The following is a 25,249-nucleotide window of genomic DNA, read 5'->3' as shown; positions in this document are numbered from 1 at the left end:
CCGATCGCCTGTCCGACCGACTGTCCGACCGTCCCGTACCTCCGACCGCCCGGCCGCCCGACCGGCCGCCCCGTCCGGCCGCCGGTTCCACTCGTGGACCGTCCGCCCGGCCCTACCGCCCAGGGACCGTCCGCCCGCCCGACGCCCATGGACCGTCCCGCCCGCTCCGCCCGTCCGGCCTGTTGTCCGCCTGACCCGTGCGCCCGCCTGACCGTACCGCCGCCGAGAAGGCTGTCCCTTGAGTGTGGTTCTCTTCCGTCGCCCGGCCCGCCGCCAGCACGGGCCGCCGGCAGGCGTTCCGGCTGGCAGCGCTCCCGGAGGCCAGGGAGCAGGATCTGACGGTGCTGCTGCCGGAGAACGTCGGCGAGGCCGCGGCCGCCGCCGTCAAGGCCGCCTCGTCCGGTCACCGGACGGTCTCGCCACTCGACGAACTCAACGCGGTGGTCGGTCTCGACACCGTCAAGCACGAGGTCACCGACATGATCAACCTGTTGTCGGCGTCCCAGCGGCGGCAGGCGGCCGGGCTGCCCGCCTCCCGCATCAACCGGCATCTGGTCTTCGCGGGCCCGCCGGGCACCGGCAAGACGACGGTGGCCCGGCTGTACGGAAAACTGCTGCGCTCGCTCGGCGTGCTGCCACGCGGACAGCTGGTCGAGGTGTCCCGCGCCGACCTCGTCGCACGCTTCGTGGGACACACCGCCCAGCTCACCCAGGAGGTGTTCGAGAAGGCGCTCGGCGGGGTGCTGTTCGTCGACGAGGCGTACACCCTCCCCCCGCCCGGGTCGCCCTCGGACTTCGGCCGGGAGGCGGTGGACACGCTGCTGAAGCTGATGGAGGACCACCGCGAGGACGTCGTGGTGATCGTGGCCGGGTACACCGCCGAGATGAACCGGTTCCTGACCTCCAACCCCGGCGTCGCCTCCCGTTTCTCACGGCACGTCGAGTTCCCCGACTACCGCTCGGCGGAGCTGGTCACCATCGTCCGGCAGCACGCCGTCGCGTCCGGCTTCGAGTGCGCTCCCGAGGTGCCGCAGGCACTGCTGACGTTCTTCGAGGCGCAGCCCCGCGGCCGGTCCTTCGGCAACGCGCGGCTGGCCCGGCAGACCCTCGAGGGGATGGCGACCCGGCAGGCCCGGCGGCTGGCCGCGATGGACTCACCCGGCCTGGTGGAACTCCAGACCCTGCTGGTCGAGGACCTGCCCGAACCCCCGCCGCTGCCTCACGAGCCGTCATGAGCGCACTCTCGGCGGCCGTCATGAGCGCCTTCTGCTCGCGAGCCGTCATCAGCGCGGACGCGCGAGCGCGCTCTTACGAGCCGTCATGAGCGCGCTCCGCCGCGGTCGGTCAGTGCGCGGCGAAATCCTGCACCCACATGCGGCGGTAGGACGGTCCGCGCACGGCGATACCGGTGTGCCGGTAGGCGCAGTTGAGGATGTTGGCCCGATGCCCTGGGCTGCGCAGCCAGCCCCGGACGGCCTCGTCGGCGTCGTGCGGGCCGAGGAAGATGTTCTCGCCCGCCAGGTGCCAGCGGTAGCCGGCTGCGTGGATGCGGTCGCCCGGACCTGAGCCGTCGGAGCCGACGTGCGAATAGCGGGCGTGCCCGACCAGGTCGCGGGCGTGGCGGCGGGCCGCACGGCCGACCGCCGGGCTGAGCCGGAGCGGACGGCAGCCCGCGTTCACCCGGGCCTCATTGGTCAGTTGCAGCAGACGGGTCGCCGCTCCGCCGCCGCGCGGACCGGCGGTCGCCGGGTTCCCGAAGGCCAGGACCGAGGTCAGCAGCAGGGCCAGAACGGTGATCATTTTTCGCATGGAGACTCTCTTCGCGGCAGGGCCGACCCCCGCGTGGACACGTCGTGGAGCTGGGGCCGGGCGGGGACGGAGCCCGCTCCGACCCGGGGCGCCCGGGTGGGCCGGGACCCCGGAACTCTGGGAGGAAGGGGACGGCACCTGGACGGCACCGGGCCCGCGCAACCGGCCGGGAGCGCCGCCCGGGTCAGGGATTTCCCGACGGTCGTGACGTATGCGCCGCCCGGATGCGGTGCACCGCTGTGGGTGACGTGGTGTCCCCCGGCGAGGGACGGCTCCGCACGTTTGACCCCGGCAGACGAACGGCAACTCCGGTGTCACACACGTGACTTCGTGACCGCCGGGGCCCACACCGGAAGGAAGTCGTGCACCGGCGGGCGCCGGACGCCCGCTCACCGCTCGAACGGGTGCCGTGTACCGACCCGCAACGGGCGGACGCGTCGACCGGCGGGGCAGGTCGGATCGTTTCGCCGCGGAAGCCTTCGGTGACGTGACCACCAGTGGGCGCGGGTGACGCGGGTGAGCGCCAGAGAGGCCGGTCGTCGCCAGTGGCCGTTGGTAGCCGCCGATGGTCCGTCGGTAGCCGCCAGTGGCCACCGGTAGCCGCCGATGATCCGCCGGTAGCCGCCGATGATCCGCCGGTAGCCGCCGGTGGCCACCGGTGGCCACCGGTAGCCGCCGGTAGCCGCCGGTAGCCGCCGGTAGCCGCCGGTAGCCGCCGGTAGCCGCCGGTAGCCGCCGGTAGCCGCCGGTAGCCGCCGGTAGTCGCCGGTAGTCGCCGGTAGTCGCCGGTAGTCGCCGGTAGTCGCCGATGAGCGTCCCTGTGGTGCCGCTGTCAACTGGATCCCGCGGACCTGCGGGACCGGCGGCCACGCCACCGGGTGACCACCCACAGGACGTTGACCCCACCCAGGGTGACCAGCACCGCGGCCGAGTCGGCGTTCTTCGCGAGAGCGTGCTCCGGCCCCAGTCCCCGCGCCGCACGGACCAGCAGGGTGACGTCGACGGGCAGGGTGCCGACGGCCATGAACGTCAGGCAGACCGCCGTACCGACCACGAGGACGACGCTGTAGACGACGCTGCCGATCCGTATGTGACCGTCCACCGTCCGGTAGGCCCGGTGTTCCGGCTTGATCCGGGGCCGTTGCATCGCTCGCACCGTCATCTTCGCACCGATCTCGTCAGCACCGGTGCCTCCGGCAGCAACGGTCGTTGACAACAGTCACGCCCCGCACCAAGTCTGGCAAGAGCACATCAAACCTGCGCACGCCACAGCCGCCACCGAAAGGACAGGGCATGGCGAACAAGATCGAGATCCGTCCGCTGGACAAGAAAGAGACCACCGGCGACAGCGGTGGCAACGGTGGCTCCTGACCGATTCGAACGATGGACCGCTACCCCACGGTCGCGGACGTCACCGAGGCGGCACAGCAGTTGGTCTCCCGGTTCCCCGGAACCGGGAGGCTGCGCCGGATCGGGACGTCCCGTGCGGGACGCCCGATCCTGATGCTGTCCGTGGGGCACGGGCCGCGCCACGTCCTGGTGGTCGCCGGACCCCACCCCGACGAGCCGGTCGGCGGCGGGACCGCGCTCGCGCTGGCCGAGCGGGTGGCACGCGGTGACCGGCTGTCCGCGGCGACCGACCCCGCCGTCGTCACCTGGGACATCATCCTGTGCCTCGACCCGGACGGCGCCGCACTGAGCGGCGTCGGAACCGCGGGGGCGACGGCCGCCGCGGCCGACCACACCCTGAAGCACTACTACCGCACCGCCTACCGCCCGATCGCGGCGGAACAGCCGGAGTGGGCGCCGATCGTCTCAGCGCCGCCCCCGGAGAGCCGCACGCTGTTCCGGGTGATCGACGAACTGCGGCCCGTTCTCCAGTGCTCCCTGCACAGCACCGATGTGGGCGGCAGCTGGGTCCAGTTGACCCGCGCCCTCCCGGGGCTGGCCGCGCCCTTCCACAGGTCCGCCGACCTGCTCGGCATACCCCTCCAGCACGGCACGTACGACGCCCTGTACTGGGAGAACCCCAGCCCCGCGGTCTACGTCCTGCCTCCGCCGGACAGCACCGACCGGCTGGCCGCCGGGTCGGAGAACATAGGGCGGTCCACCTGGTGCGCCCCGGCGCGGTACGGCGGCGTCACGGCGATCGTCGAAGTCCCCATGTGGGCGACCGACCTGGCGGCAGACTTGTCCCCGCACCCGGCGGCCGCTCACGCGCTGCGCGACCTGGCCGGGCTGGTACGGGACGGCGGACGCCGGGTGACCGCCGTCCTCGACAGGGCCCGTGACTTCCTGCCACCGGCCCAGGACGACCCGCTCAGGCGGGTGGTGGAGTGGATGGCCGACGGCCTCTACGACGTGGTCGCCGACTCCTGGGAACCACTCGCCCGGCAGGCGTCCGCGACCCCCGACGACGACCCGCGGCGACTGACGACGGCGCAGGTGTCCGCCCTGGACGTGGTGGCCCGCCGGCAACCGCTGCGCGCGGCGGGTCTGCTGCTACGGCTGCTGAAAGCGGCGGACGACCCCGCTGCCCCGGGGCTCCACGACGAACTGGACGAACTCTTCACCACCTGGTGCACGGACTTCGAGAAGGCCCTCCAGGTGCGCTGGGTCCCTGTGCACCACCAGCTGACCCACCAACTGAGCACGGTCGTCGCAGCCACCGAGAGCGCCCTGAAGGCACTTTGATGAACGTGCCCTGGGGACAGGGGAGTAGTCGTTGCCGGCGAAGAGTGAACAGCGAACCGTAAGAGGTCGCTGGAGCCGACCCGGTCCGACCCGCGGGATCTTCCCAGCGCCGTTCGCACGACCGGTCCCGCACACGAGCCACCCGAATTGCCTCATCTGCCAGCCACTACTCACAGCGACGAGACTCCTCGCCGGATCCCCTACTGCATGCCCTATACGTTGAACCGGAACTCCACGACATCCCCGTCCTGCATCACGTAGTCCTTGCCCTCCATCCGGGCCCTGCCCTTGGCGCGGGCCTCGGCGACCGAGCCCGTGGCCACCAGGTCGGTGAAGGAGATGACCTCGGCCTTGATGAAGCCCTTCTGGAAGTCGGTGTGGATCACGCCGGCCGCCTCGGGCGCCGTGGCGCCCTTCTTGATGGTCCAGGCGCGGGACTCCTTGGGGCCGGCCGTGAGGTACGTCTGGAGGCCGAGGGTGTCGAAGCCGACCCGGGCGAGGGTGGCCAGGCCCGGTTCCTCGGCGCCGACGGACTCCAGGAGTTCCAGCGCGTCCGCCTCGTCCAGTTCGGCGAGGTCCGCCTCCAGCTTGGCGTTGAGGAAGATCGCCTCGGCGGGCGCGACCAGGGCGCGCTGCTCGTTCTTGAAGTCGTCGTCGGTCAGTTCGTCCTCGTCCACGTTGAAGACGTAGAGGAACGGCTTGGTGGTGAGCAGGTGCAGGTCGTGCAGCAGTTCGGCGCGCTCGCTGCCCTGGACGATGCCGTGCGTGAAGAGGGTGTCGCCCTTCTCCAGGATCTCCTTGGCCTCCTCGACCGCCTTGACCTTGGGCGCGACGTCCTTCTTGATCCGCGACTCCTTCTGGAGGCGCGGCAGGACCTTCTCGATGGTCTGGAGGTCGGCGAGGATCAGCTCGGTGTTGATCGTCTCGATGTCGTCCTTGGGCGAGACCTTGCCGTCGACATGGACGACGTTCTCGTCCTGGAAGGCGCGGATGACCTGGCAGATCGCGTCGGACTCACGGATGTTCGCGAGGAACTTGTTGCCCAGGCCCTCGCCCTCGGAGGCTCCCCGCACGATGCCCGCGATGTCGACGAAGTCGACGGTGGCCGGGAGGACGCGCTGCGAGTCGAAGATCTCGGCCAGCTTCGTCAGGCGCGCGTCCGGAACACCGACCACGCCGACGTTGGGCTCGATCGTGGCGAACGGGTAGTTGGCCGCCAGCACGTCGTTCTTGGTCAGGGCGTTGAACAGGGTCGACTTGCCGACATTGGGCAGGCCGACGATTCCGATCGTGAGCGACACGTTGCGACTTCCCGTACGTGAGTGGGCCAGGGGGCCAGGAGACCGGCCGATCCCCCAGTTTACGGCGTGGCGGACCCGGCCCCGGCGCAAGCGTCGAACACAGGGGCAAGCTCCGTTCCCCGGCGTGTCTGTAGGGCCATTCGGCACATTAACCGACCTAAGTTGGTCCAGTGGAGCAACACAGGACGCGACCCTCGCAGCACGGACCGCGACGCGGCACGCCATCGACGCGGCTGCCGCCGCAGGCCAGGCGAGGTCCGGCGGGAGCACGGCCGCCCGTCCAGCGGCCGGCGCCTCCGGCGGGGCCGCCACGCCGGCTGCCCGGCCCCCGGCTGACCGGACTCGGCGCGGGCCTGTTCTGCGCGGTGCTGATGTTCCTGCTCGGCTGCCTCGATGAGTTGCTGTTCGGGGCGTCCCTGACCGGATACGGCGTGCTGTTCCTGCCCGTGTGCGTGCTGACCGCGCTGTGGGTGCGCGGGGCCGACCTGCTGACGGCTCCCGTCGTGGTGCCGATCGCCTTCCCGGTGGGGCTGCTGCCCGTCGCCGACAGCGGCGGCGGGGTGCTGGGCCGGCTGATGGGCCTGGTCACGGCGCTCGCCACGCAGGCCGGGTGGCTGTACGGGGGGACGTTCATCGCGAGTGCGATCGTGATCGTACGGCGGATCCGGCTGGTCAGACGCCGACGGCGGGCCTGAACGCCCACAGCCCCCGGGCCCGGCCCGCCGGACCGACGGCGCCACACCCCGGCGCACGTCGGTCACCCGGACCGCTCCTCAGTGCTGTGAGGCGTGCATCGCCGCGCCCACGATCCCCGCGTTGTTCTGCAACTGCGCCGGGACGATCTCCGCCTGTACACCCTTGATAAGGGGCAGGAACTTGTCCGCCTTGCGGCTGACTCCGCCGCCGACGATGAACAGCTCCGGGGAGAACAGCATCTCGACGTGCGCGAGGTACTTCTGCACCCGGCGCGCCCAGTGCTCCCAGGTCAGCTCCTGGTCGTCCTTGACCTTGCTGGAGGCCCGCTTCTCCGCGTCGTGGCCGCCCAGCTCCAGGTGGCCCAGCTCGGTGTTGGGCACCAGAGCGCCGTCCATGAACAGGGCGCTGCCGATGCCCGTACCGAAGGTGAGCAGGATGACCGTGCCGCCGCGGCCGCGGCCCGCGCCGAAGCTCATCTCGGCGACGCCGGCCGCGTCCGCGTCGTTGACGACCGTGACCTCGTGGCCGCCCAGCCGATCGCTGAACAGGGCGCGCGCGTCCGTGTCGATCCAGCTCTTGTCCACGTTGGCGGCCGTACGGATGGTGCCGCCGCCGGTGACCACGCCCGGGAACGTCAGCCCGACCGGGCCCGTCCAGCCGAAGTGCTCGACGACCTCCTTCACGCCGTCGGCCACCCCGTCGGGCGTCGCCGGGTGCGGAGTGAGCACCTTGAAGCGCTCCTCAGCCAGGTCGCCCCGCTTCAGGTCAACGGGCGCGCCCTTGATCCCGGATCCGCCGATGTCCACGCCGAAGATCTGCATGGCCCCACGTTACGACGGACGACTGACAGTCACTCGCCGAGCGATCCGCCCATCACGCGTCCGCCGTACCCGACCCGCCGCGCTGGGCGACCAGGGTGGCCGCCTCCTCGCGCAGGTCACGGCGCAGCTCCTTGGGCAGCGAGAAGGTGATGGACTCCTCGGCCGCCCGCACGATCTCCACGTCCTCGAAGCCGCGCTCCGAGAGCCATTCCAGGACCTGCTCGACCAGGACGTCCGGAACGGAGGCGCCGGAGGTGACACCGACCGTGGTCACCCCCTCCAGCCACGCCTCGTCGATCTCGCTCGCGAAGTCCACCAGGTACGCCGCACGCGCGCCCGCGAGCTTGGCGACCTCGACGAGCCGCTTGGAGTTGGAGGAGTTGCGGGAGCCGACGACGACGACCAGGTCCGCCTCCTCGCCCATCTGCTTGACGGCGAGCTGGCGGTTCTGCGTCGCGTAGCAGATGTCGTCGCTGGGCGGCGAGAGGAGCTGCGGGAACTTGTCCTTCAGCGCGTCCACGGTCTCCATGGTCTCGTCCACGGAGAGCGTGGTCTGCGACAGCCAGACCACCTTGGACGGGTCGCGGACCGCCACCTTGGCGACGTCCTCGGGGCCGTCGACCAGCTGGATGTGGTCCGGGGCCTCGCCGGAGGTGCCGATGACCTCCTCGTGGCCCTCGTGCCCGATCAGGAGGATGTCGTAGTCCTCGCTCGCGAAGCGGACGGCTTCCTTGTGGACCTTGGTGACCAGCGGGCAGGTGGCGTCGATGGTGGCGAGCCGGCCGCGCTCGGCCTCCTCGTGGACGACGGGGGCCACGCCGTGCGCCGAGAACATCACGATGTTGCCCGGCGGCACCTCCTCGGTGCGCTCGACGAAGACGGCGCCCTTCTTCTCCAGGGTCTGGACGACGTATTTGTTGTGCACGATCTCGTGCCGGACATAGATCGGGGCCCCGTACTGCTCAAGGGCCTTCTCGACAGCGATCACGGCGCGGTCCACGCCGGCGCAGTAGCCCCGGGGGGCGGCGAGCAGGACACGGCGGCCAGGCAAGGCAGTCATGGCACCCATCGTAAGGCCGCGGTCCGGCGGGCCGGAGGTCGCCCGGGTCACGGCCCCCGCGGCGAGGACACGGGATTGTCGGAGGGGCCCGTTACGCTCGCGGCATGGCTGTGAACACGTCCGCTGAGACCCCGCTGCCCGTCGGTGAGGTGTCGCGGCTCATCGGGGGCTGGATCGACCGGCTCGGGGCGGTGTGGGTCGAGGGGCAGATCACGCAGTTGTCGCGGCGGCCGGGCGCGGGTGTGGTCTTCCTGACGCTGCGCGACCCGTCGTACGACATCTCGGTGAGCGTGACCTGCTACCGGCAGGTGTTCGACGCCGTCGCCGATGTCGTCGGCGAGGGCGCCCGGGTCGTCGTGCACGCGAAACCGGAGTGGTACGCCCCGCGCGGGCAGCTGTCGCTGCGGGCCGCCGAGATACGGCCCGTGGGGGTCGGCGAGCTGCTGGCCCGGCTGGAGCAGCTGAAGAAGGCCCTGACGGCGGAGGGGCTGTTCGCGCCGGAGCGCAAGCGCCCGCTGCCCTTCCTGCCGCAGCTCGTCGGCCTCGTCTGCGGCCGTGCCTCCGCGGCGGAGCGGGACGTGCTGGAGAACGCCCGCCACCGCTGGCCCGCCGTCCGCTTCGAGGTGCGCAACGTGCCCGTGCAGGGTGTGCACGCGGTGCCCCAGGTCGTACAGGCGGTCAAGGAGCTGGACGCGCTCGACGCCGTGGACGTGATCATCGTCGCGCGGGGCGGCGGCAGCGTGGAGGATCTGCTGCCGTTCTCCGACGAGCAACTGGTCCGCGCGGTCGCCGCCTGCCGTACGCCGGTGGTGTCCGCGATCGGCCACGAGCCCGACAACCCGCTGCTGGACTTCGTCGCCGACCTGCGTGCCTCCACCCCGACCGACGCTGCGAAGAAGGTCGTCCCGGACGTGGGCGAGGAGCTGGAGCGGGTGCGGGGGCTGCGGGAGCGGGCGCGGCGGTGCGTGCGGGCGCTGGTCGAGCGGGAGGAGCGAGGTCTCGCGCATGCGCTGGCCCGGCCCTCGATCGAGGATCCGCACCGGATGATCGACCAGCGGGCGGACGAGGTCGGCGCGCTGCTCGACCGCAGCCGCCGCACCCTGGGCCACCACCTGGACCGCGCGGACTCCGAGCTGACGCACACGCACGCGCGCGTGGTGGCCCTCTCCCCCGCCGCGACACTCAAGCGCGGGTACGCGGTACTGCAACGGGCCGACGGGCACGTGGTGCGGGACCCGCAGGAGGTGACGGCGGCCGAGGTGCTGCGGGCACGGGTCGCCGAGGGCGAGTTCACGGTACGAGTCGACGCTTAGGGTGAACGGATGACCGGCAAGGTGGAAGAGGCGGCGCTCTCGTACGAGCAGGCGCGGGACGAGCTGATCGAGGTCGTACGGCGGCTGGAGGCGGGCGGCACGAGCCTGGAGGAGTCCCTCGCGCTCTGGGAGCGCGGCGAGCAGCTGGCCAAGGTGTGCCGGCGCTGGCTGGAGGGCGCCCGGGCGCGGCTGGACGCCGCCCTCGCCGAGGAGGAAGAGGACGGGAGCGGCGGCGGGAACGGGCAGGGGGAGCGTGCGGGGGCCCGGGGAGCGGAGGCGGCGGGTCCGGAGAGGTCAGCGAGCGGCGACTAGCTAGCGGGCGGAGCCCGGCGCGGGAACACCACCTACCTCTTCGGCAGGCGGCAGGCGGCAGGCGGCAGGCGGCAGGCGGCAGGCGGCAGGCGGCAGGCGATGATGTCGTGCGGGGCCGGGTCCGTGGGCGGGGAAAGCCCGCGCACGCCGACCGCCGCGGGTCACGACAGCTTCAGCGCCTGCGCCATCTTCGCCAGTCCCTCGAACGACGCCGTCCCGGCGACCACCGTGGTGGAGCCCGGCGTGTCGTCCAGGACGAGGGCGGCGTAACGGCCACCGCTGTAGCGCGTCCAGGTGCGGTCGCCGATCTTCTCCGTCGACTCGGTGGCCTTCGCGCCCTGGCTGGCCTGGTCGATGAAATCGGCGCGCTTCTGGGTCGACTGCTCGACCTGCACGTACTGGCCGCCGGGGTCCTGGAAGCCCAGGTGCCAGCGGTCGAAGCTCTCTCCCTGGTAGCGCACCGACGTCGCCTTCCAGGTGCTCGGCAGGCCCTCGGGCGCGGCCACCGGGTAGGGGGCGGCGCGGCGTGCCGTAAGCAGTTCCACGCGGTAGTCGACCCGCTCGATGTCGGGGGCGTGGTCGTCGTGCGGGACGAAAACGTAGATGACGCCCGCAGCGATCCCGATCAGGCCCAGGGAAAAGATCATGTCCCGGACCGTCTTCTGCTTGCCGTTCGAACCTGCCACGCCCCCTATTGTCGCAGGCACCCTCCGCGCTCATCCGTGGGGGCCCCTGCTCATTTTGTTCACCTGGCGCTAGAGTCGGGACGAACACCCTCATCCGGCCGTCGTCGTATCAGAAAGGTGCGCACCGATGACCGAGCATCATCACTTGCCGTCCGAACTCGACGTCCCCTCCGAGGCTCCCGACCGGAACCTGGCCCTGGAACTCGTCCGGGTGACCGAGGCCGCGGCGATGGCCGCAGGCCGCTGGGTCGGGCGCGGTGACAAGAACGGCGCCGACGGCGCCGCGGTCCGTGCCATGCGTACCCTCGTCTCCACCGTCTCGATGAACGGCGTGGTCGTCATCGGCGAGGGCGAGAAGGACGAGGCCCCGATGCTCTACAACGGGGAGCGGGTCGGTGACGGCACCGGGCCCGAGTGCGACATCGCCGTGGACCCGATCGACGGCACCACACTGACCGCCAAGGGCATGCCGAACGCGATCGCGGTCCTCGCGGCGGCCGAGCGCGGCTCCATGTTCGACCCGTCCGCCGTGTTCTACATGGACAAGCTGGTGACGGGACCGGAGGCGGCGGACTTCGTCGACATCGACGCGCCCGTCTCGGTGAACATCCGCCGGGTCGCCAAGGCCAAGCGCTCCACGCCCGAGGGCGTCACGGTCGTCATCCTCGACCGGCCGCGGCACGAGGGCATCATCAAGGAGATCCGGGAGACCGGTGCGCGGATCAAGCTGATCTCCGACGGTGATGTCGCCGGTTCGATCCTGGCCCTGCGCGAAGGCACCGGCATCGACCTGCTGCTCGGCATCGGCGGCACCCCCGAGGGCATCATCTCGGCGTGCGCCGTGAAGTGCCTCGGCGGCACCATCCAGGGCAAGCTGTGGCCGAAGGACGACGAGGAACGGCAGCGGGCGCTGGACGCGGGGCACGACCTGGGCCGCGTGCTCACCACGGAGGACCTGGTCACCGGCGAGAACGTGTTCTTCGTCGCCACCGGCATCACCGACGGCGAGTTGCTGCGCGGGGTGCGCTACCGCTCCGAGACCGCGACGACCGACTCGATCGTGATGCGGTCGCGGTCGGGCACGGTCCGCCGGATCGACTCCGAGCACCGGCTGAGCAAGCTGCGCGCCTACAGCGCGATCGACTTCGACCGCGCCAAGTAGACCCGGAGGGGAACTCGGACCAGTCGGCGCTCCCGGTGCGGAGGGGGCGCCGACGGCCGTACCGAGGCCCCCGGACGAAAGCTCGCCGCGGGGACTCGGTTCGAGCACTCGGTTCGAGCACTCGATGCGCACGCTCGGTACAAAAGGGCGTGGCGCGCGGGCTCGGCGCGAAGGCACAAGGGCGTGGCGCACGGGCTCGACGCGAAGGCTCGACGCGGGCTCGGTCAGCCCGCCGCCGCGATGCGTCCCGCCGCCCGCGCCGCCTTCTTCAGCTCCATCTCGCGGCGCCTGCGCCGGGCCAGTACCACGCGGCGCTCGGCGGCGGTGAGTCCGCCCCAGACGCCGTACGGCTCGGGCTGGAGCAGTGCGTGCTCGCGGCACTCGACCATCACCGGACAGCGTGCGCAGACCCGCTTGGCCGCCTCCTCACGGGAGAGCCGGGCGGCGGTGGGCTCCTTGGACGGGGCGAAGAACAGCCCCGCCTCGTCCCGCCGGCACACCGCTTCCGTGTGCCAAGGCGAGTCCTGGTCCCGCTCGCTCGCTGGCACCCGCTGGGCCGGAACGGCAGCTACCTGCAGTGACGAATGCGGCGGTTGCAGCACGGTCTACTCCTGACGACGGCTTCGCGAGCGAGAGACGATGCAGCAAGCCCTACCCGCTGTGCGCGCGCCTATGCACTGCGTTCCGATCTGCGGGAGTGCGACGGCCGGTTCACGACCCCGTGCAGCGGATCGCGCAGGACCGGGCCGTTCCGAATCCGGTCCGGTTCACAGCCGTCAACGGTCGAGGTGTTTGCGCAAAGCCTTGTCGACCTTGTGGTGAACGCGGTCGAGGATGTCCGCGACGAGCTTGCCGCGCTTCGGCCGGGCCTCGACGTTGCCCAGCACGGCCCACCCGTCCACGTAGACGACGGGCGCGTCGGACTCGGCCGAATCCAGCATGTCCACCTCGAAGTTGCCGAGGACGCCGCCGCCGGTGCCGCGCAGCGACACGTTCTCCGGGACGCGGATCTGGACGTCGCCGAAGACCGCGACCGCCTTGATGACGACCTGCTGGTACTCGAAGATCGCCTCGCTCAGGTCGATCTCCACGCTGCCGAAGATCGCGTACGCGTGCAGCCGTCGCCCGGCGTGCCAGCGGCCCTTGCGCGTGGCGGCACTGAGCACGGCGACGACGTTGGCGTCCGCCTCGGCCGGTATCGCGCCGGGGGCCGGGCGGGGCGGCGCCGGCGCGTAGGCGGAGGCGGCGGAGCGCCCGTGGGCGGCCGGCAGGTCCTGGATGAAGACCTCCAGTTCGCCGACCGTCTTGGCGGTCAGCACCCCCTCCACGCGCTCGGCGTGTTCGTCGGCGGTCAGGCGGCCCTCGGCGAGGGCGTCGCGCAGGATGTCGGCGATCCGGTCCCGGTCGGCGTCCGAGGCGCGCAGTTCGATGACACGGGGTGGCGCGTCCTGCCGCTGGGCGTGCTTCTGAAGGTCCACGGCAGCAGCGTACCGAAACGCGATAGATCGCGACTAGGGGGTGGGGACGACCGGGCGTGGCGAACCGCACGGGACGCTGAGCCCGACCTCACAGCTCCCGTGTCACCGCCAGGTTCTACGCTGGTGGGCGCCCACCGTCGCCGGTGGGCCGCAGGCGACCGCTCCGCGGCTTGCGCGCCCCGGAGGCGGGCCGCCTGGACACGCTGCCTGTCGAGTGAGGATTGGGCGAGGATGCCTGAGTTCGAGTACACCGATCTGCTACCCCAGGGAGAGGACACCACCCCGTACCGGCTGGTGACCTCCGAGGGTGTCTCCACCTTCGAGGCCGACGGGCGGACGTTCCTCAAGGTCGAGCCGGAGGCGCTGCGCAAGCTGGCCGAGGAGGCGATCCACGACATCCAGCACTATCTGCGCCCGGCCCACCTCACCCAGCTGCGCCGCATCGTCGACGACCCGGAGGCGTCGGCCAACGACAAGTTCGTCGCGCTGGACCTGCTGAAGAACGCGAACATCGCGGCGGCGGGCGTGCTCCCCATGTGCCAGGACACCGGCACCGCGATCGTCATGGGCAAGCGCGGCCAGAACGTCCTGACCGCGGGCGAGGACGAGAAGGCCCTCTCGCACGGCATCTACGACGCCTACACCAGGCTGAACCTGCGCTACTCGCAGATGGCGCCGCTGACCATGTGGGAGGAGAAGAACACCGGCTCCAACCTGCCCGCGCAGGTCGAGCTGTACGCCACCGACGGCGGCGCGTACAAGTTCCTCTTCATGGCGAAGGGCGGCGGCAGCGCCAACAAGTCGTTCCTGTACCAGGAGACGAAGGCCGTCCTGAACGAGTCCTCCATGATGAAGTTCCTGGAGGAGAAGATCCGCTCCCTGGGTACGGCCGCCTGCCCGCCGTACCACCTGGCGATCGTGGTCGGCGGCACCAGCGCCGAGTTCGCGCTGAAGACCGCCAAGTACGCCTCCGCGCACTACCTGGACAACCTGCCGGGCGAGGGTTCGCCGCTCGGCCACGGCTTCCGGGACGAGGAGCTGGAGGAGAAGGTCTTCGAGCTGACCCAGAAGATCGGCATCGGCGCGCAGTTCGGCGGCAAGTACTTCTGCCACGACGTCCGGGTGGTCCGGCTGCCGCGGCACGGCGCGTCCTGCCCGGTCGCCATCGCGGTGTCCTGCTCGGCGGACCGCCAGGCCCTGGCGAAGATCACCGCCGAGGGCGTGTTCCTGGAGCAGCTGGAGACGGACCCGGCCCGGTTCCTGCCGGAGACCACGGACGAGCACCTGGACGAGGGCGACGTCGTCCGCGTCGACCTGAACCAGCCGATGGAGGCGATCCTCGCCGAGCTGACCAGGTACCCGGTCAAGACCCGGCTGTCGCTGACCGGCCCGCTGGTGGTGGCCCGTGACATCGCGCACGCCAAGATCAAGGAGCGGCTCGACGCGGGCGAGGAGATGCCGCAGTACCTGAAGGACCACCCGGTGTACTACGCGGGCCCGGCCAAGACGCCGGAGGGCTACGCGTCCGGTTCCTTCGGCCCGACCACCGCCGGGCGCATGGACTCCTACGTCGAGCAGTTCCAGGCGGCGGGCGGCTCCAAGGTGATGCTCGCCAAGGGCAACCGCAGCAAGCAGGTCACGGCCGCGTGCGACGCGCACGGCGGCTTCTACCTCGGCTCCATCGGCGGGCCCGCCGCGCGGCTCGCCCAGGACTGCATCAAGAAGGTCGAGGTCGTCGAGTACGAGGAGCTCGGCATGGAGGCCGTCTGGAAGATCGAGGTCGAGGACTTCCCGGCGTTCATCGTCGTGGACGACAAGGGCAACGACTTCTTCAGCCCGCAGCAACTCTCTCAGCCGACGTTCACGTCGATCCCCGTGCGGGGGCCGGGCCTCGGCTGACCGGCTGATCCTCGGACCGGGTCCCTCCCCGGCCCGCGCAGAGAGCCTCCAGCCGCATGCTGGGGGCTCTCTCTTCCGCTGTGCCATGGCATCGTTCTCCTCTGTCTCGCAGTCTTCGCTCCAGTGAGGTGGGTCATGGCCGACAGCGGAACACCCCCTGGGGCGACCCCGCCCCCGTCGGCACCGGAGCCAGGGGATCCGCAGCCCTCCGGAGACGACGGCGGGGGGCCGACCGGCACGCCGTCGCTGATGGACGACGTGATCGCCGGCGTCGTACCCGAGGCGGCGGGCACGGACCGCCGGCGGCGGAACCGGCGGTTCGCCGTCGGGCTGGGCTGGCCCGCGGCCACCGCGGTCCTCGCGCTCCTGGTGGGCAGCGGCTGGGCCTGGTTCACCGCCGAACACGACGCCCGGGTCTCCAGCCGGGCCGACGACAAGGTCGACCGGGAGGGGCCCGCGTTCTCCGCGTCGGTCCGTCCGGACACGGAGTACGCCGACGCCACGATCTTCGACTCGCCCTTCTCCGCCGAGGACAAGGCGGAATTACTCGGCATGCGGGCCAAGGACAATCCGATCCCCGCGTTCGCCGAGGCGCATCAAGGACGCCCCGTGTTCATCTCGGACGCCACGGTTCCCTCGATGCAGGTCGCCTCCCCCCGCTACGGATACGCCGAAGCCTGGCTGGTGGACCTCCTCAGCGACCGGAAGGCGAGCCTGGTCATCAACGACCTGCGCGTCAAAGGACTCACTTGCACGCCGGCCAGGGCAGTCGCCGCCATCGAGGAAAAGGGACAGGCCGGGGGCAGCTACGAAGGGATGTTCTTCGACCTGACGGGCTCCACCGCCGTCCCGCGGATCACGGGGGACGAGGAAGAGCACTACGGAGAGCCGTACTTCACCCACAAGAAGATCGACCTCGGCAACGGCGCGGCGCCCGGAGGACTGCGCATCCAGGTCTTCACCGGGACGAAGGACTGCACCTGGAAGGCGTTCGAAGCCACCTACGTCGACTCCACGGGGCAGCACACCCAGGACATCACCGACAACGGAAGGCCCTTCCACGCCCGCGGCTTCGCGGCACAACCGGAACAGGTCTTCCAGCTCCGCTCGTGGGGGCCGTTCGTCACCGAGTGCGGGACGGACACGGAAGTGGTACGCGACTGCTGACTGCCGGCCCCGCCGCACCGCCCCGTCCGGCCGCCCGGACGAACCGGATGAACCGGATGAACGAGACGGACCGGATGGGCGGACCGGACGGGCGGACCGGTTGAACAGACCGGATGAACGACATGGTGCGGGCGCGCGGCAGGTGACGGCCGGGAACATCGTGCCGCCAGGGGATGCTGATCCGCATGGAGGTGTCTCATGACAGATGACCGGAACGAGAGCGGGCAGTACCGCGTGGAGCACGACTCCATGGGTGAGGTGCGGGTGCCCGCGCAGGCGAAGTGGCGGGCGCAGACGCAGCGGGCCGTGGAGAACTTCCCGGTGTCCGGGCAGCGCATCGAGCGTGCGCACATCGAGGCGCTGGCGCGGATCAAGGCGGCGGCGGCGAAGGTGAACGCCGAGCTGGGCGTGGTCGACGAGGACGTGGCCGAGGCGATCCAGGCCGCGGCCGGGGAGGTCGCCGCGGGCGCGTGGGACGAGCACTTCCCCGTCGACGTGTTCCAGACCGGGTCCGGCACCTCGTCCAACATGAACGCCAACGAGGTCATCGCCACCCTGGCGAGCGAGCGGCTCGGCCGGGACGTGCACCCCAACGACCACGTCAACGCCTCGCAGTCGTCCAACGACGTCTTCCCCTCCAGCATCCACATCGCGGCCACCGCGGCCGTCACGCACGACCTGGTCCCCGCTCTGGAGCAGCTGGCGGACGCGCTGGCCCGCAAGTCCGCCGAGTTCGCCGACGTGGTGAAGTCCGGGCGGACGCATCTGATGGACGCCACTCCGGTGACCCTGGGCCAGGAGTTCGGCGGGTACGCGGCGCAGGTGCGGTACGGGGTCGAGCGGCTGCGGGCGGCGCTGCCCCGGCTCGCCGAGCTGCCGCTGGGCGGTACCGCGGTCGGCACCGGCATCAACACCCCGCCGGGTTTCTCCGCGGCCGTCATCGCGGAGGTCGCGCGGGTCACCGGGCTGCCGCTCACCGAGGCGCGCGACCACTTCGAGGCGCAGGGCGCCCGGGACGGGATCGTGGAGACCAGTGGTCAGCTGCGCACTGTCGCGGTCGGCCTGACGAAGATCGCGAACGATCTGCGCTGGATGTCCTCCGGGCCGCGGACCGGGCTCGCCGAGATCCGGCTCCCCGACCTCCAGCCGGGTTCCTCGATCATGCCGGGCAAGGTCAACCCGGTGGTGCCGGAGGCCGTGCTCATGGTCTGTGCGCAGGTCATCGGCAACGACGCGACCATCACGACGGCCGGCGCCGCCGGCAACTTCGAGCTGAACGTCATGCTGCCGGTGCTCGCCAAGAACGTACTGGAGTCGGTCCGGCTGCTCGCCAACGTCTCCCGGCTGCTCGCCGACCGCACGGTCGACGGCATCGTCGCCGACCGGGACCGGACCCGTGAGTACGCCGAGTCGTCACCCTCGGTGGTGACACCCCTGAACAGGTACATCGGGTACGAAGAGGCAGCAAAGGTGGCCAAGCGGGCACTGGCCGAGCGGAAGACGATCCGTCAGGCCGTCCTGGAGGGCGGGTACGTGGAGCGCGGCGATCTGACGGTCGAGCAGCTCGACGAGGCGCTGGATGTCCTGCGGATGACTCGTCCGTGAAGAAGATTTCCGTCACGAGAACCGTGACGCCCATCGCAGCGTCGTATGCCTGCGGCACCTAATATCTGTGCATGGCAGACGGCGGAGCGGTGAGACGCATGACAGGCGGGGGAGTGAGCGGCCCGGCGGGGTTCTGGGCGCCCGGCAGTCACATTCTGTGGCGGTACCGGGAGAACGGCGGCACGCACGTCCACATCGCCCGCCCCGTCACCGTCGTACGGGACGACGCGGACCTGCTCGCCGTATGGCTGGCGCCGGGCACCGAGTGTGTGAAGCCGGTGCTGGCCGACGGCACACCGGTGCACGTCGAGCCGCTGGAGTCCCGGTACACCAGGCCGCGGACCGTGCAGCGCGACCACTGGTTCGGCACCGGGGTGCTGAAGCTGGCCCGGCCCGGTGAACCCTGGTCGGTGTGGCTGTTCTGGGAGCCGGCCTGGCAGTTCAAGAACTGGTACGTCAACCTCGAAGAACCGCTGGCCCGTTGGGACGGCGGAGTCGATTCCGAGGACCACTTCCTGGACATCTCCGTGTACCCGGACCGCAGTTGGCACTGGCGCGACGAGGACGAGTTCGCGCAGGCCCAGCGGGACGGGCTGATGGACGCCGACCAGGCCGAACGGGTGCGGCGGGCGGGGCGGTCCGCGGTGGAGGTGATCCGCGCGTGGGGCCCGCCGTTCGGCGAAGGCTGGCAACACTGGCGCCCTGACCCGTCCTGGGGGGTACCGTCACTGCCGGAGGACTGGAACCGTACGCCCGCGCACGTGTCCTCATGAGACTCTTGATGCGCCCCCGGCCTACAACCGTAGGATCGTCCTCCACAAGGGCGCACAGCAGCAACTCCGGCTGACAACGCCGGGTCTGACCGAACGTCACCGAGGGGCGGCAGGACGTGAGTGAGGGGTACGAGGGCAGTACCGGTCCGGACCTGAGACGGTTCGCCGGTGACACAGGAACAACCTCTGACCACGCGGGAATCCCGTTCCTGGGGCACGTATTGCGGGTATCGGGATTCCTGCGGGACGTACTGCGCGCACGGCGCGCAGCCCCGGACGGATGGATTCGACACGCGTGACGGAACACCCGACGTCCTACGAACGCCCCCAGCCGGGCGCCGACCCCGCGGAGTCCCGCGGGGCGCTGCTGCGTTCCTCGCAGCCCTACGGCGCCGCCCTGCCCGCCCAGACCGCCGGTGAGGCGCCCTCCTCGCCGGGCGGCGCCGCACCCCGCGGCCAGGAGAAGGAGTCCCTGGCGGCCGACCCCGAACACACCCAGCCGGCCACCGCCGAGACCGACCCCCACCGGCCGCGTCCCAGCCCTGCGCCGGAGGCCGTCCCGCCGCAGCCGGGCAGCGAGCAGGAGCGCCGTTCCGGACGGGGAGCGCAGCCCGGCGGGCCCACGCCGATGCGACGGGACGGGGAGCGGCTGCGGTTCGTGGGCGCCGCCACCCGGCGGATCGCCCGCGGCCTGGACCTCGACGAGATCGTGATGGGCCTGTGCCGGGCCACCGTGCCGACCTTCTCGGACGCGATCCTCGTCTATCTGCGCGACCCGCTGCCGGTCGGCGACGAACGGCCCACCGGCCCGGTGGTGCTGCGGCTGCGCCGCAGCGACCGGATCCCGGAGGAACGGGACACCGAGGGCGGCTTCCTGCCCGGGTCGGCGGAGTCCGAGCCGGGCGAGTTGTCCGGGCTGTCCGGGCTGTCCGGGCTCACCGCCGAACTGTGCGAGGTACGGCCCGGTGGCGCCCTCAGCGAGGTGCTGCGCGGTGTGCGGCCGGTGTTCGCGGACGCGCCCGCCGCCCGCGCCGCGCTGCCGGAGCTGCTCGGTGAGGGCAGCGAGTCGGTGGTGCCGGAGAGCCGGCGCGCGATCCTCGCGCCGCTGCGCGGCCGCCGCCGCGTCATCGGCGCCGCGCTGTTCCTGCGCCGTCCCGAGCGTCTGGCCTTCGAGAACGAGGACCTCCTGGTCGCCGCCCAGCTGGCCACGCACAGCGCCCTCGGCATCGACAAGGCGGTGCTGTACGGCCGTGAGGCGTACATCGCCGACGAGTTGCAGCGCACGATGCTGCCCGAGACCCTGCCCCGGCCCACGGGTGTCCGGCTGGCCTCCCGGTATCTGCCGGCCGCCGAGACGGCCCGGGTGGGCGGCGACTGGTACGACGCCATTCCGCTGCCCGGCAGCCGGGTCGCGCTCGTCGTCGGCGACGTCATGGGCCACTCCATGACCTCGGCGGCGATCATGGGTCAGCTGCGCACCACCGCGCAGACCCTGGCCGGCCTCGACCTGCCGCCCCAGGAGGTGCTGCACCACCTGGACGAACAGGCCCAGCGGCTGGGCACGGACCGCATGGCGACCTGCCTGTACGCGGTCTACGACCCGGTCTCGCACCGCATCACCATCGCCAACGCCGGGCATCCGCCGCCGGTGCTGCTGCACCTGGGCGGGGAGGCCGAGGTGCTGCGGGTACCGGCGGGCGCGCCCATCGGCGTCGGCGGGGTGGACTTCGAGGCCGTCGAGCTGGACGCGCCCGCCGGGGCCACGCTCCTGCTGTACACCGACGGCCTGGTGGAGTCCCGGCTGCGGGACGTGTGGACCGGCATAGAGCAGTTGCGGGAGAAACTGGCCGCGACCGCGCAGCTGACCGGCCCCGACCATCCGCCGCCGCTGGAAGCGCTGTGCGACGAGGTGCTGGACATGCTCGGCCCGGGCGACCGGGACGACGACATCGCGCTGCTCGCCGCCCGCTTCGACGGGATCGCGCCGAGCGACGTGGCGTACTGGTTCCTGGAGCCGGAGGACGCCGCCCCCGGGCGGGCCCGCCGGCTGGCCCGGCGGGCGCTGTCCCGGTGGGGTATGGAGGAGCTGAGCGATTCGGTCGAGCTGCTGGTCAGCGAGGTCGTGACGAACGCCGTGCGCTATGCGTCACGACCGGTCACGCTCCGTCTGCTGCGTACCGATGTCCTGCGCTGTGAGGTCGGCGACGACGTTCCGCAGCTGCCGCGGCTGCGCCAGGCGCGGGCCACGGACGAGGGCGGGCGCGGGCTGTACCTGGTCAACAGGATGGCCCGGCGCTGGGGCGCCACCCGGCTGAGCACCGGGAAGGTGGTCTGGTTCGAGCTGAACCGGTCCTAGTAGGGCCCGGCAGGCAGTGTGTGCCTGCCGGGATACCGGGGCCGGCCGGTCCCGGCGTCGGCCGATCTTAGAACCGGTCCAAATGTTGCCGATGTCGTGGCGGCGGAGTTGACTTGCAGGGGCGAGCGAAGCGACCCGAACGAATCCTCATGCACGACGGGAGGAAGCTCGTGACGCAGACACCCCAGCAGACTCCGTACACCACGAACAACGCAGGCATCCCCGTGGAGAGCGACGAACACTCGCTCACCGTGGGTCCGGACGGCCCCGTCCTGCTCCAGGATCACTACCTCATCGAGAAGATGGCCCAGTTCAACCGGGAACGGGTCCCGGAGCGGGTGGTCCACGCGAAGGGCTCGGGAGCGTACGGGATCTTCGAGGTCACCAACGACGTCAGCCAGTTCACCAAGGCCGACCTCTTCCAGCCCGGGAAGCGTACGGAGATGCTGGCGCGCTTCTCGACGGTCGCGGGCGAGCAGGGCTCCCCCGACACCTGGCGCGACCCCCGGGGCTTCGCGCTCAAGTTCTACACGGAGTACGGAAACTACGATCTGGTGGGCAACAACACACCGGTGTTCTTCGTACGCGACGCGCAGAAGTTCCAGGACTTCATCCGCTCCCAGAAGCGCCGGCCCGACAGCGGGCTGCGTGACAACAACATGCAGTGGGACTTCTGGACGCTGTCCCCGGAGTCCGCGCACATGGTGACGTGGCTGATGGGCGACCGTGGCATCCCGAAGACGTACCGCCACATGAACGGGTACTCCTCGCACACCTACATGTGGGTCAACGGCGGCGGCGAGCGGTTCTGGGTCAAGTACCACATGAAGACCGACCAGGGCGTCGACTTCCTCACCCAGGCCGAGGCGGACCAGCTGGCCGGTGTCGACGGCGACGTGCACCGCCGTGACCTGTACGACTCGATCAAGTCGGGCAACGCGCCGAGCTGGACCATGCGCGTCCAGGTCATGCCGTTCGACGACGCCCCGGACTACCGGTTCAACCCGTTCGACCTGACCAAGGTGTGGCCGCACGGCGACTACCCGCTGATCGAGGTCGGCCGGATGACGCTGAACCGGAACCCGGAGGACTATTTCGTCCACATCGAGCAGGCCGCCTTCGAGCCGTCCAACATGGTGCCGGGCATCGGCCCGTCCCCGGACAAGATGCTCCTCGGCCGCCTCTTCTCCTACCCGGACACGCACCGCTACCGGATCGGCCCCAACTACGCGCAACTGCCGCCGAACCGGCCGCACGCCCCGGTCCACTCGTACGCCAAGGACGGCCCGATGCGGTACGAGCCCGCCGCCACCGGTGCCGTGTACGCGCCGAACTCGTACGGCGGGCCGGCCGCGGACGTGGCACGGTTCGGCGACATCGCCGGCTGGCGGACGGCGGGCGAGATGGTGCGCGAGGCGTACGCGCTGCACCGCGAGGACGACGACTGGGGCCAGCCGGGCACCATGGTCCGCGAGGTCCTCGACGACGCGGCGCGGGACCGCCTGGTCTCCAACGTCAGCGGCCATCTGAAGCAGGGCGTCACCCGCCCGGTGGTCGACCGCGCGCTGCTGTACTGGCGGAACATCGACAAGGAGATCGGCGACCGGATCGCCCACGAGGTGAACGGCGGCTGACCGCGGATCGCTGAGCGCCGGCCTCGGGCAGGCTCGGGCCGGTGGGGAACCGCGCGTCCGTCGTGGCGGGGCGCGCAGTTCCCCGCGCCCCTTTCGGGGCGCTCCCGTCGGCGTACGGCCTACTGCTGGTTACCCGGGTTCCACGGCTGGTTGCTGGGGGTGTTCGACGGTGTGTCCGACGGGAACGGAGGTGCCGGGCTCGTCGGCGTCCGCGACGGCGGCGCGGACGGCGGCGTCGGCGACTCGCTCCTCGTGGGCGGCGCCTCGGACGTCGCCGGAGCCGAGGAGGACGGTGTCTGCGACGGGGTCTCGGACGGCGGCTGCGAGGTGAAGGTCGGCGACAGGGTCGGCTGGACGGCCGCGCCCTGCGTGGTGTCCAGGTCGAACTTGGCCTTCTGTGTGACGCCGAACATGTAGGACGCCCAGATCTCGGCCGGGTAGCCGCCACCGTTGACCCGGCCGGTGCCCGGGAGCAGCCCGGTCGCGCCGGTCAGCGTGGTCTGGTTGTGCGTCTTGGCGTCCTCGCCGAACAGGCCCACCGAGGTGACCAGGTCGGGCGTGTAACCGCTGAACCAGGCGGACTTGTTGTTGTCGGACGTACCGGTCTTGCCCGCCACCTGCTGGCCCTTGCGCAGCGGGTTGCCCGCCACCGACTGCTTGGCCGTACCGTCGTCGACCACGCCGGTCAGCACCGAGGTCACCGTGTCGGCGGCCGTCCGGCTGATCACCTGGTCCCCGATCGGGTCGGGCATCTCGACGGTGCCGTCCTTCTTCTCCGCCGACTTCATGATCGACGGCGTGACCTTCTTGCCGTGGTTGTCGAACGTCGCGTAGATGCCGGCCATCTCCAGGGGGCTCGCGCCCATGGAGCCCAGCGTCTGCGCGGGCACCGCCTGCATGCCCTTGGTGTCCATGCCGAGTTCCTTGGCGGTGCTCATCACCTTGTCCATGCCCACGTCGACGCCCATCTGCGCGAAGACCGAGTTCACGGAGTCGTTCATGGCCTTCTGGACCGTGATGTCGCCGTAGCTCTGGTCGTCCTCGTTGGGCGGGGCGAAGCCGACCTTGCTGCCGTTGTCCGTGACCTGGTGGCGGCTGGTGCCGTCGTAGCGCGTGTTCACGCTGATCTGCTTGCCGTCCTGCGTCTGGGAGTCGTTCTCCAGCGCGGAGGCGAGGATCACCGGCTTGAACGTCGACGCGGGCTGGTAGTCCCGGCGGGTGGCGTTGCTGATGTAGTGCTTGTAGTAGTCGACACCGCCGTACAGGGCGACGATCGCGCCGGTCTTGGGGTCGACGGAGACGGCACCGGCCTGGACGTTCCCGTCGACCTTGCGTTTCTTCGGGTCGAGTTTGCCGGTCAGCTGGGCCTTGATCGCCTTCTCCAGCGTGTCCTGCTTCTTTCTGTCGATGTTCAGGGTGATGGTCCAGCCCTGGTCGACGACCGCGTTCTCCGCCTGGGACTGGGTCAGCCCCTGCTGGTCCATCAGCTGCTGTTCCAGCTGCTGGTTGGCCAGGTCGACGAGATAGCCCTTCTGCCCGTCGAGACCGGGTGCGCCCGTGGGGTCCTTGGGCACCGGGAACTTCATGGCGTCACGCTCGGACTTGGGCAGCCAGCCCTCCCCGACCATGTTGTTCAGGACGTAGTTCCAGCGTTCCTGCACCAACTTCTTACCGGTCGGAGAGGCGACCGCCCAGTCGTAGTCGCTGGGCGCCTGGAGCAGCGCGGCCAGGTAGGCGCCCTGTTCGACCGAGAGGTCCTGGGCGTCGACGTGGTAGTACGCCTGGGCCGCGGCCTGGATGCCGTAGGCGTTGCGGCCGTAGTAGCTGGTGTTGATGTAGCCCGCGAGGATGTCGTCCTTGGACTTCTGACGGTCCACCTTCAACGAGATGACCAGTTCCTTCAGCTTGCGCGTGATGGTCTGGTCCTGGTTGAGGTAGTAGTTCTTGACGTACTGCTGGGTGATCGTCGAACCACCCTGCGTGCCCTTGCCCGACAGGGTGTTGAGCAGGCCGCGGGCGGTGCCCCGCAGATCGACGCCGGAGTCCTGGTAGAAGGTCTTGTTCTCGGCGGCGACGAAGGTCAGCTGGACCTTCTTCGGCACCTTCGACAGATCGACTATCTCGCGGTTGACCTCGCCCTTGCGGGCCAGGATCGTGCCGTCGCTGTACTTGTAGACGTTGCTCTGGCGCTGGGCCGCCGCGTTGCCCGCGGGGACGTCCACCACCATGTACAGCACGATGAAGGAGCCGATGCCGAGCAGGCACAGGCCGAAGAACGTGCCGAGGATCTTCTTCCAGGTGAACAGCCTGCGTATGCCCGACTTCCCGGACCCCCGCGCCGCACGCGACGAGCGTCGCCGGGGCGCAGCGCGGCGGCCACCACCGTGCTGTCGCGCTCGTCTCTCTTCCGCTCGTCCCATAGGTCTGCTCGCTCCGCTTCCGTCTCGGTCAGCTCAGAAAGCTAACACCCGTCTCTATGACTG

At 70.8% G+C, this 25,249-nt stretch carries 21 protein-coding genes and 1 pseudogene; 13 read left to right on the top strand and 9 right to left on the bottom strand.

What is annotated here, in order from left to right; all coding sequences use genetic code 11:
• Positions 1–287: 287 nt before the first annotated feature.
• Positions 288–1,235 (top strand): annotated as a pseudogene (locus ACFY2B_RS03095) (AAA family ATPase); the annotation flags it as partial.
• Positions 1,236–1,344: 109 nt separating this feature from the next.
• Here the strand turns inward: ACFY2B_RS03095 and ACFY2B_RS03090 are convergent.
• Positions 1,345–1,800, bottom strand: a complete 456-nt coding sequence (locus ACFY2B_RS03090; protein WP_390761361.1) for a CAP domain-containing protein — start codon at positions 1,798–1,800, stop codon at positions 1,345–1,347.
• An 841-nt stretch (positions 1,801–2,641) separates the two neighbouring features.
• Positions 2,642–2,956 (bottom strand): hypothetical protein, encoded by a 315-nt coding sequence (locus ACFY2B_RS03085; RefSeq protein ID WP_390761360.1) that lies wholly within the window; start codon positions 2,954–2,956, stop codon positions 2,642–2,644.
• A gap of 62 nt (positions 2,957–3,018) precedes the next feature.
• Between ACFY2B_RS03085 and ACFY2B_RS03080 the strand changes: the two genes are divergently transcribed.
• Positions 3,019–3,180 carry a hypothetical protein gene (locus ACFY2B_RS03080; protein ID WP_390761359.1) on the top strand — a complete coding sequence of 54 codons (162 nt, stop codon included), beginning with the start codon at positions 3,019–3,021 and terminating at the stop codon, positions 3,178–3,180.
• 12 nt (positions 3,181–3,192) lie between these two features.
• Positions 3,193–4,503, top strand: coding sequence for a M14 family zinc carboxypeptidase (locus tag ACFY2B_RS03075; protein ID WP_390761358.1), 1,311 nt, complete (start codon positions 3,193–3,195; stop codon positions 4,501–4,503).
• Positions 4,504–4,715: 212 nt separating this feature from the next.
• Here ACFY2B_RS03075 and ychF read toward each other — a convergent pair whose 3' ends face one another.
• The gene (gene ychF / locus ACFY2B_RS03070) at positions 4,716–5,804 is read right to left on the bottom strand and encodes a redox-regulated ATPase YchF (protein ID WP_390761357.1); all 1,089 of its coding nucleotides are present in this window, start codon (positions 5,802–5,804) and stop codon (positions 4,716–4,718) included.
• A 170-nt stretch (positions 5,805–5,974) separates the two neighbouring features.
• On the opposite strand from ychF, the gene ACFY2B_RS03065 reads away from it, so the two are divergent.
• Positions 5,975–6,499, top strand: a complete 525-nt coding sequence (locus tag ACFY2B_RS03065; RefSeq protein ID WP_390761356.1) for a DUF6542 domain-containing protein — start codon at positions 5,975–5,977, stop codon at positions 6,497–6,499.
• Between the two features lie 78 nt (positions 6,500–6,577).
• Here the strand turns inward: ACFY2B_RS03065 and ppgK are convergent, their stop codons facing one another.
• Together ppgK and ACFY2B_RS03055 are read right to left on the bottom strand one after the other, a co-directional pair.
• Positions 6,578–7,321, bottom strand: a complete 744-nt coding sequence (gene ppgK / locus ACFY2B_RS03060) for a polyphosphate--glucose phosphotransferase (RefSeq protein ID WP_390761355.1) — start codon at positions 7,319–7,321, stop codon at positions 6,578–6,580.
• A 52-nt stretch (positions 7,322–7,373) separates the two neighbouring features.
• The gene (locus ACFY2B_RS03055; RefSeq protein ID WP_390761354.1) at positions 7,374–8,390 is read right to left on the bottom strand and encodes a 4-hydroxy-3-methylbut-2-enyl diphosphate reductase; all 1,017 of its coding nucleotides are present in this window, start codon (positions 8,388–8,390) and stop codon (positions 7,374–7,376) included.
• Between the two features lie 95 nt (positions 8,391–8,485).
• Between ACFY2B_RS03055 and xseA the strand changes: the two genes are divergently transcribed.
• Both xseA and ACFY2B_RS03045 read left to right on the top strand, forming a co-directional pair.
• On the top strand, positions 8,486–9,694 hold the full coding sequence (xseA, locus tag ACFY2B_RS03050) for an exodeoxyribonuclease VII large subunit (protein ID WP_390761353.1): 1,209 nt from the start codon (positions 8,486–8,488) through the stop codon (positions 9,692–9,694).
• 9 nt (positions 9,695–9,703) lie between these two features.
• The gene (locus ACFY2B_RS03045; RefSeq protein ID WP_390761352.1) at positions 9,704–10,006 is read left to right on the top strand and encodes an exodeoxyribonuclease VII small subunit; all 303 of its coding nucleotides are present in this window, start codon (positions 9,704–9,706) and stop codon (positions 10,004–10,006) included.
• Between the two features lie 161 nt (positions 10,007–10,167).
• Here the strand turns inward: ACFY2B_RS03045 and ACFY2B_RS03040 are convergent, their stop codons facing one another.
• Entirely contained in the window at positions 10,168–10,692 is a 525-nt protein-coding gene (locus ACFY2B_RS03040) for a DUF4245 domain-containing protein (RefSeq protein ID WP_390761351.1), read from the bottom strand.
• 127 nt (positions 10,693–10,819) lie between these two features.
• Here ACFY2B_RS03040 and glpX point away from each other — a divergent pair, with 127 nt between their 5' ends.
• Positions 10,820–11,854 (top strand): class II fructose-bisphosphatase, encoded by a 1,035-nt coding sequence (gene glpX / locus ACFY2B_RS03035; protein WP_390761350.1) that lies wholly within the window; start codon positions 10,820–10,822, stop codon positions 11,852–11,854.
• Positions 11,855–12,078: 224 nt separating this feature from the next.
• Here the strand turns inward: glpX and ACFY2B_RS03030 are convergent, their stop codons facing one another.
• Both ACFY2B_RS03030 and ACFY2B_RS03025 read right to left on the bottom strand, forming a co-directional pair.
• Positions 12,079–12,456, bottom strand: a complete 378-nt coding sequence (locus ACFY2B_RS03030; protein WP_390761349.1) for a WhiB family transcriptional regulator — start codon at positions 12,454–12,456, stop codon at positions 12,079–12,081.
• Positions 12,457–12,630: 174 nt separating this feature from the next.
• A complete protein-coding gene (locus ACFY2B_RS03025; protein ID WP_390761348.1) occupies positions 12,631–13,332 on the bottom strand; it encodes a DUF1707 domain-containing protein in 702 nt (233 codons plus the stop codon).
• A 231-nt stretch (positions 13,333–13,563) separates the two neighbouring features.
• On the opposite strand from ACFY2B_RS03025, the gene ACFY2B_RS03020 reads away from it, so the two are divergent.
• From ACFY2B_RS03020 to ACFY2B_RS02995, 6 genes are all read left to right on the top strand, one after another.
• Entirely contained in the window at positions 13,564–15,231 is a 1,668-nt protein-coding gene (locus ACFY2B_RS03020) for a fumarate hydratase (RefSeq protein ID WP_390761347.1), read from the top strand.
• A 249-nt stretch (positions 15,232–15,480) separates the two neighbouring features.
• Positions 15,481–16,398 carry a hypothetical protein gene (locus tag ACFY2B_RS03015; RefSeq protein ID WP_390761346.1) on the top strand — a complete coding sequence of 306 codons (918 nt, stop codon included), beginning with the start codon at positions 15,481–15,483 and terminating at the stop codon, positions 16,396–16,398.
• A gap of 198 nt (positions 16,399–16,596) precedes the next feature.
• Positions 16,597–18,003, top strand: coding sequence for a class II fumarate hydratase (locus ACFY2B_RS03010; protein ID WP_390761345.1), 1,407 nt, complete (start codon positions 16,597–16,599; stop codon positions 18,001–18,003).
• A gap of 71 nt (positions 18,004–18,074) precedes the next feature.
• Positions 18,075–18,776, top strand: coding sequence for a DUF402 domain-containing protein (locus ACFY2B_RS03005; protein ID WP_390761344.1), 702 nt, complete (start codon positions 18,075–18,077; stop codon positions 18,774–18,776).
• Positions 18,777–19,071: 295 nt separating this feature from the next.
• Positions 19,072–21,132 carry a SpoIIE family protein phosphatase gene (locus ACFY2B_RS03000; RefSeq protein ID WP_390761343.1) on the top strand — a complete coding sequence of 687 codons (2,061 nt, stop codon included), beginning with the start codon at positions 19,072–19,074 and terminating at the stop codon, positions 21,130–21,132.
• Between the two features lie 170 nt (positions 21,133–21,302).
• Positions 21,303–22,766 (top strand): catalase, encoded by a 1,464-nt coding sequence (locus ACFY2B_RS02995; protein ID WP_390761342.1) that lies wholly within the window; start codon positions 21,303–21,305, stop codon positions 22,764–22,766.
• 119 nt (positions 22,767–22,885) lie between these two features.
• Here ACFY2B_RS02995 and ACFY2B_RS02990 read toward each other — a convergent pair whose 3' ends face one another.
• Entirely contained in the window at positions 22,886–25,186 is a 2,301-nt protein-coding gene (locus ACFY2B_RS02990) for a transglycosylase domain-containing protein (RefSeq protein WP_390761341.1), read from the bottom strand.
• Positions 25,187–25,249: the final 63 nt, after the last annotated feature.

The organism is Streptomyces sp. NPDC001270 (genome assembly GCF_042896695.1).
Taxonomy (GTDB): Bacteria; Actinomycetota; Actinomycetes; order Streptomycetales; family Streptomycetaceae; genus Streptomyces.
This window is presented reverse-complemented; position numbering and strand designations above follow the sequence as displayed.

Excerpts from the sequence above, each read along its gene's own strand:
- ACFY2B_RS03090 (WP_390761361.1), bottom strand. The coding sequence starts at position 1,800 with ATGATCACCGTTCTGGCCCTGCTGCTGACCTCGGTCCTGGCCTTCGGG.
- ACFY2B_RS03085 (WP_390761360.1), bottom strand. The coding sequence starts at position 2,956 with ATGCAACGGCCCCGGATCAAGCCGGAACACCGGGCCTACCGGACGGTG.
- ACFY2B_RS03075 (WP_390761358.1), top strand. The coding sequence starts at position 3,193 with ATGGACCGCTACCCCACGGTCGCGGACGTCACCGAGGCGGCACAGCAG.
- ppgK (WP_390761355.1), bottom strand. The coding sequence starts at position 7,321 with ATGCAGATCTTCGGCGTGGACATCGGCGGATCCGGGATCAAGGGCGCG.
- ACFY2B_RS03055 (WP_390761354.1), bottom strand. The coding sequence starts at position 8,390 with ATGGGTGCCATGACTGCCTTGCCTGGCCGCCGTGTCCTGCTCGCCGCC.
- xseA (WP_390761353.1), top strand. The coding sequence starts at position 8,486 with ATGGCTGTGAACACGTCCGCTGAGACCCCGCTGCCCGTCGGTGAGGTG.
- ACFY2B_RS03045 (WP_390761352.1), top strand. The coding sequence starts at position 9,704 with ATGACCGGCAAGGTGGAAGAGGCGGCGCTCTCGTACGAGCAGGCGCGG.
- glpX (WP_390761350.1), top strand. The coding sequence starts at position 10,820 with ATGACCGAGCATCATCACTTGCCGTCCGAACTCGACGTCCCCTCCGAG.
- ACFY2B_RS03020 (WP_390761347.1), top strand. The coding sequence starts at position 13,564 with ATGCCTGAGTTCGAGTACACCGATCTGCTACCCCAGGGAGAGGACACC.
- ACFY2B_RS03015 (WP_390761346.1), top strand. The coding sequence starts at position 15,481 with ATGGACGACGTGATCGCCGGCGTCGTACCCGAGGCGGCGGGCACGGAC.
- ACFY2B_RS03010 (WP_390761345.1), top strand. The coding sequence starts at position 16,597 with ATGACAGATGACCGGAACGAGAGCGGGCAGTACCGCGTGGAGCACGAC.
- ACFY2B_RS03005 (WP_390761344.1), top strand. The coding sequence starts at position 18,075 with ATGGCAGACGGCGGAGCGGTGAGACGCATGACAGGCGGGGGAGTGAGC.
- ACFY2B_RS02990 (WP_390761341.1), bottom strand. The coding sequence starts at position 25,186 with ATGGGACGAGCGGAAGAGAGACGAGCGCGACAGCACGGTGGTGGCCGC.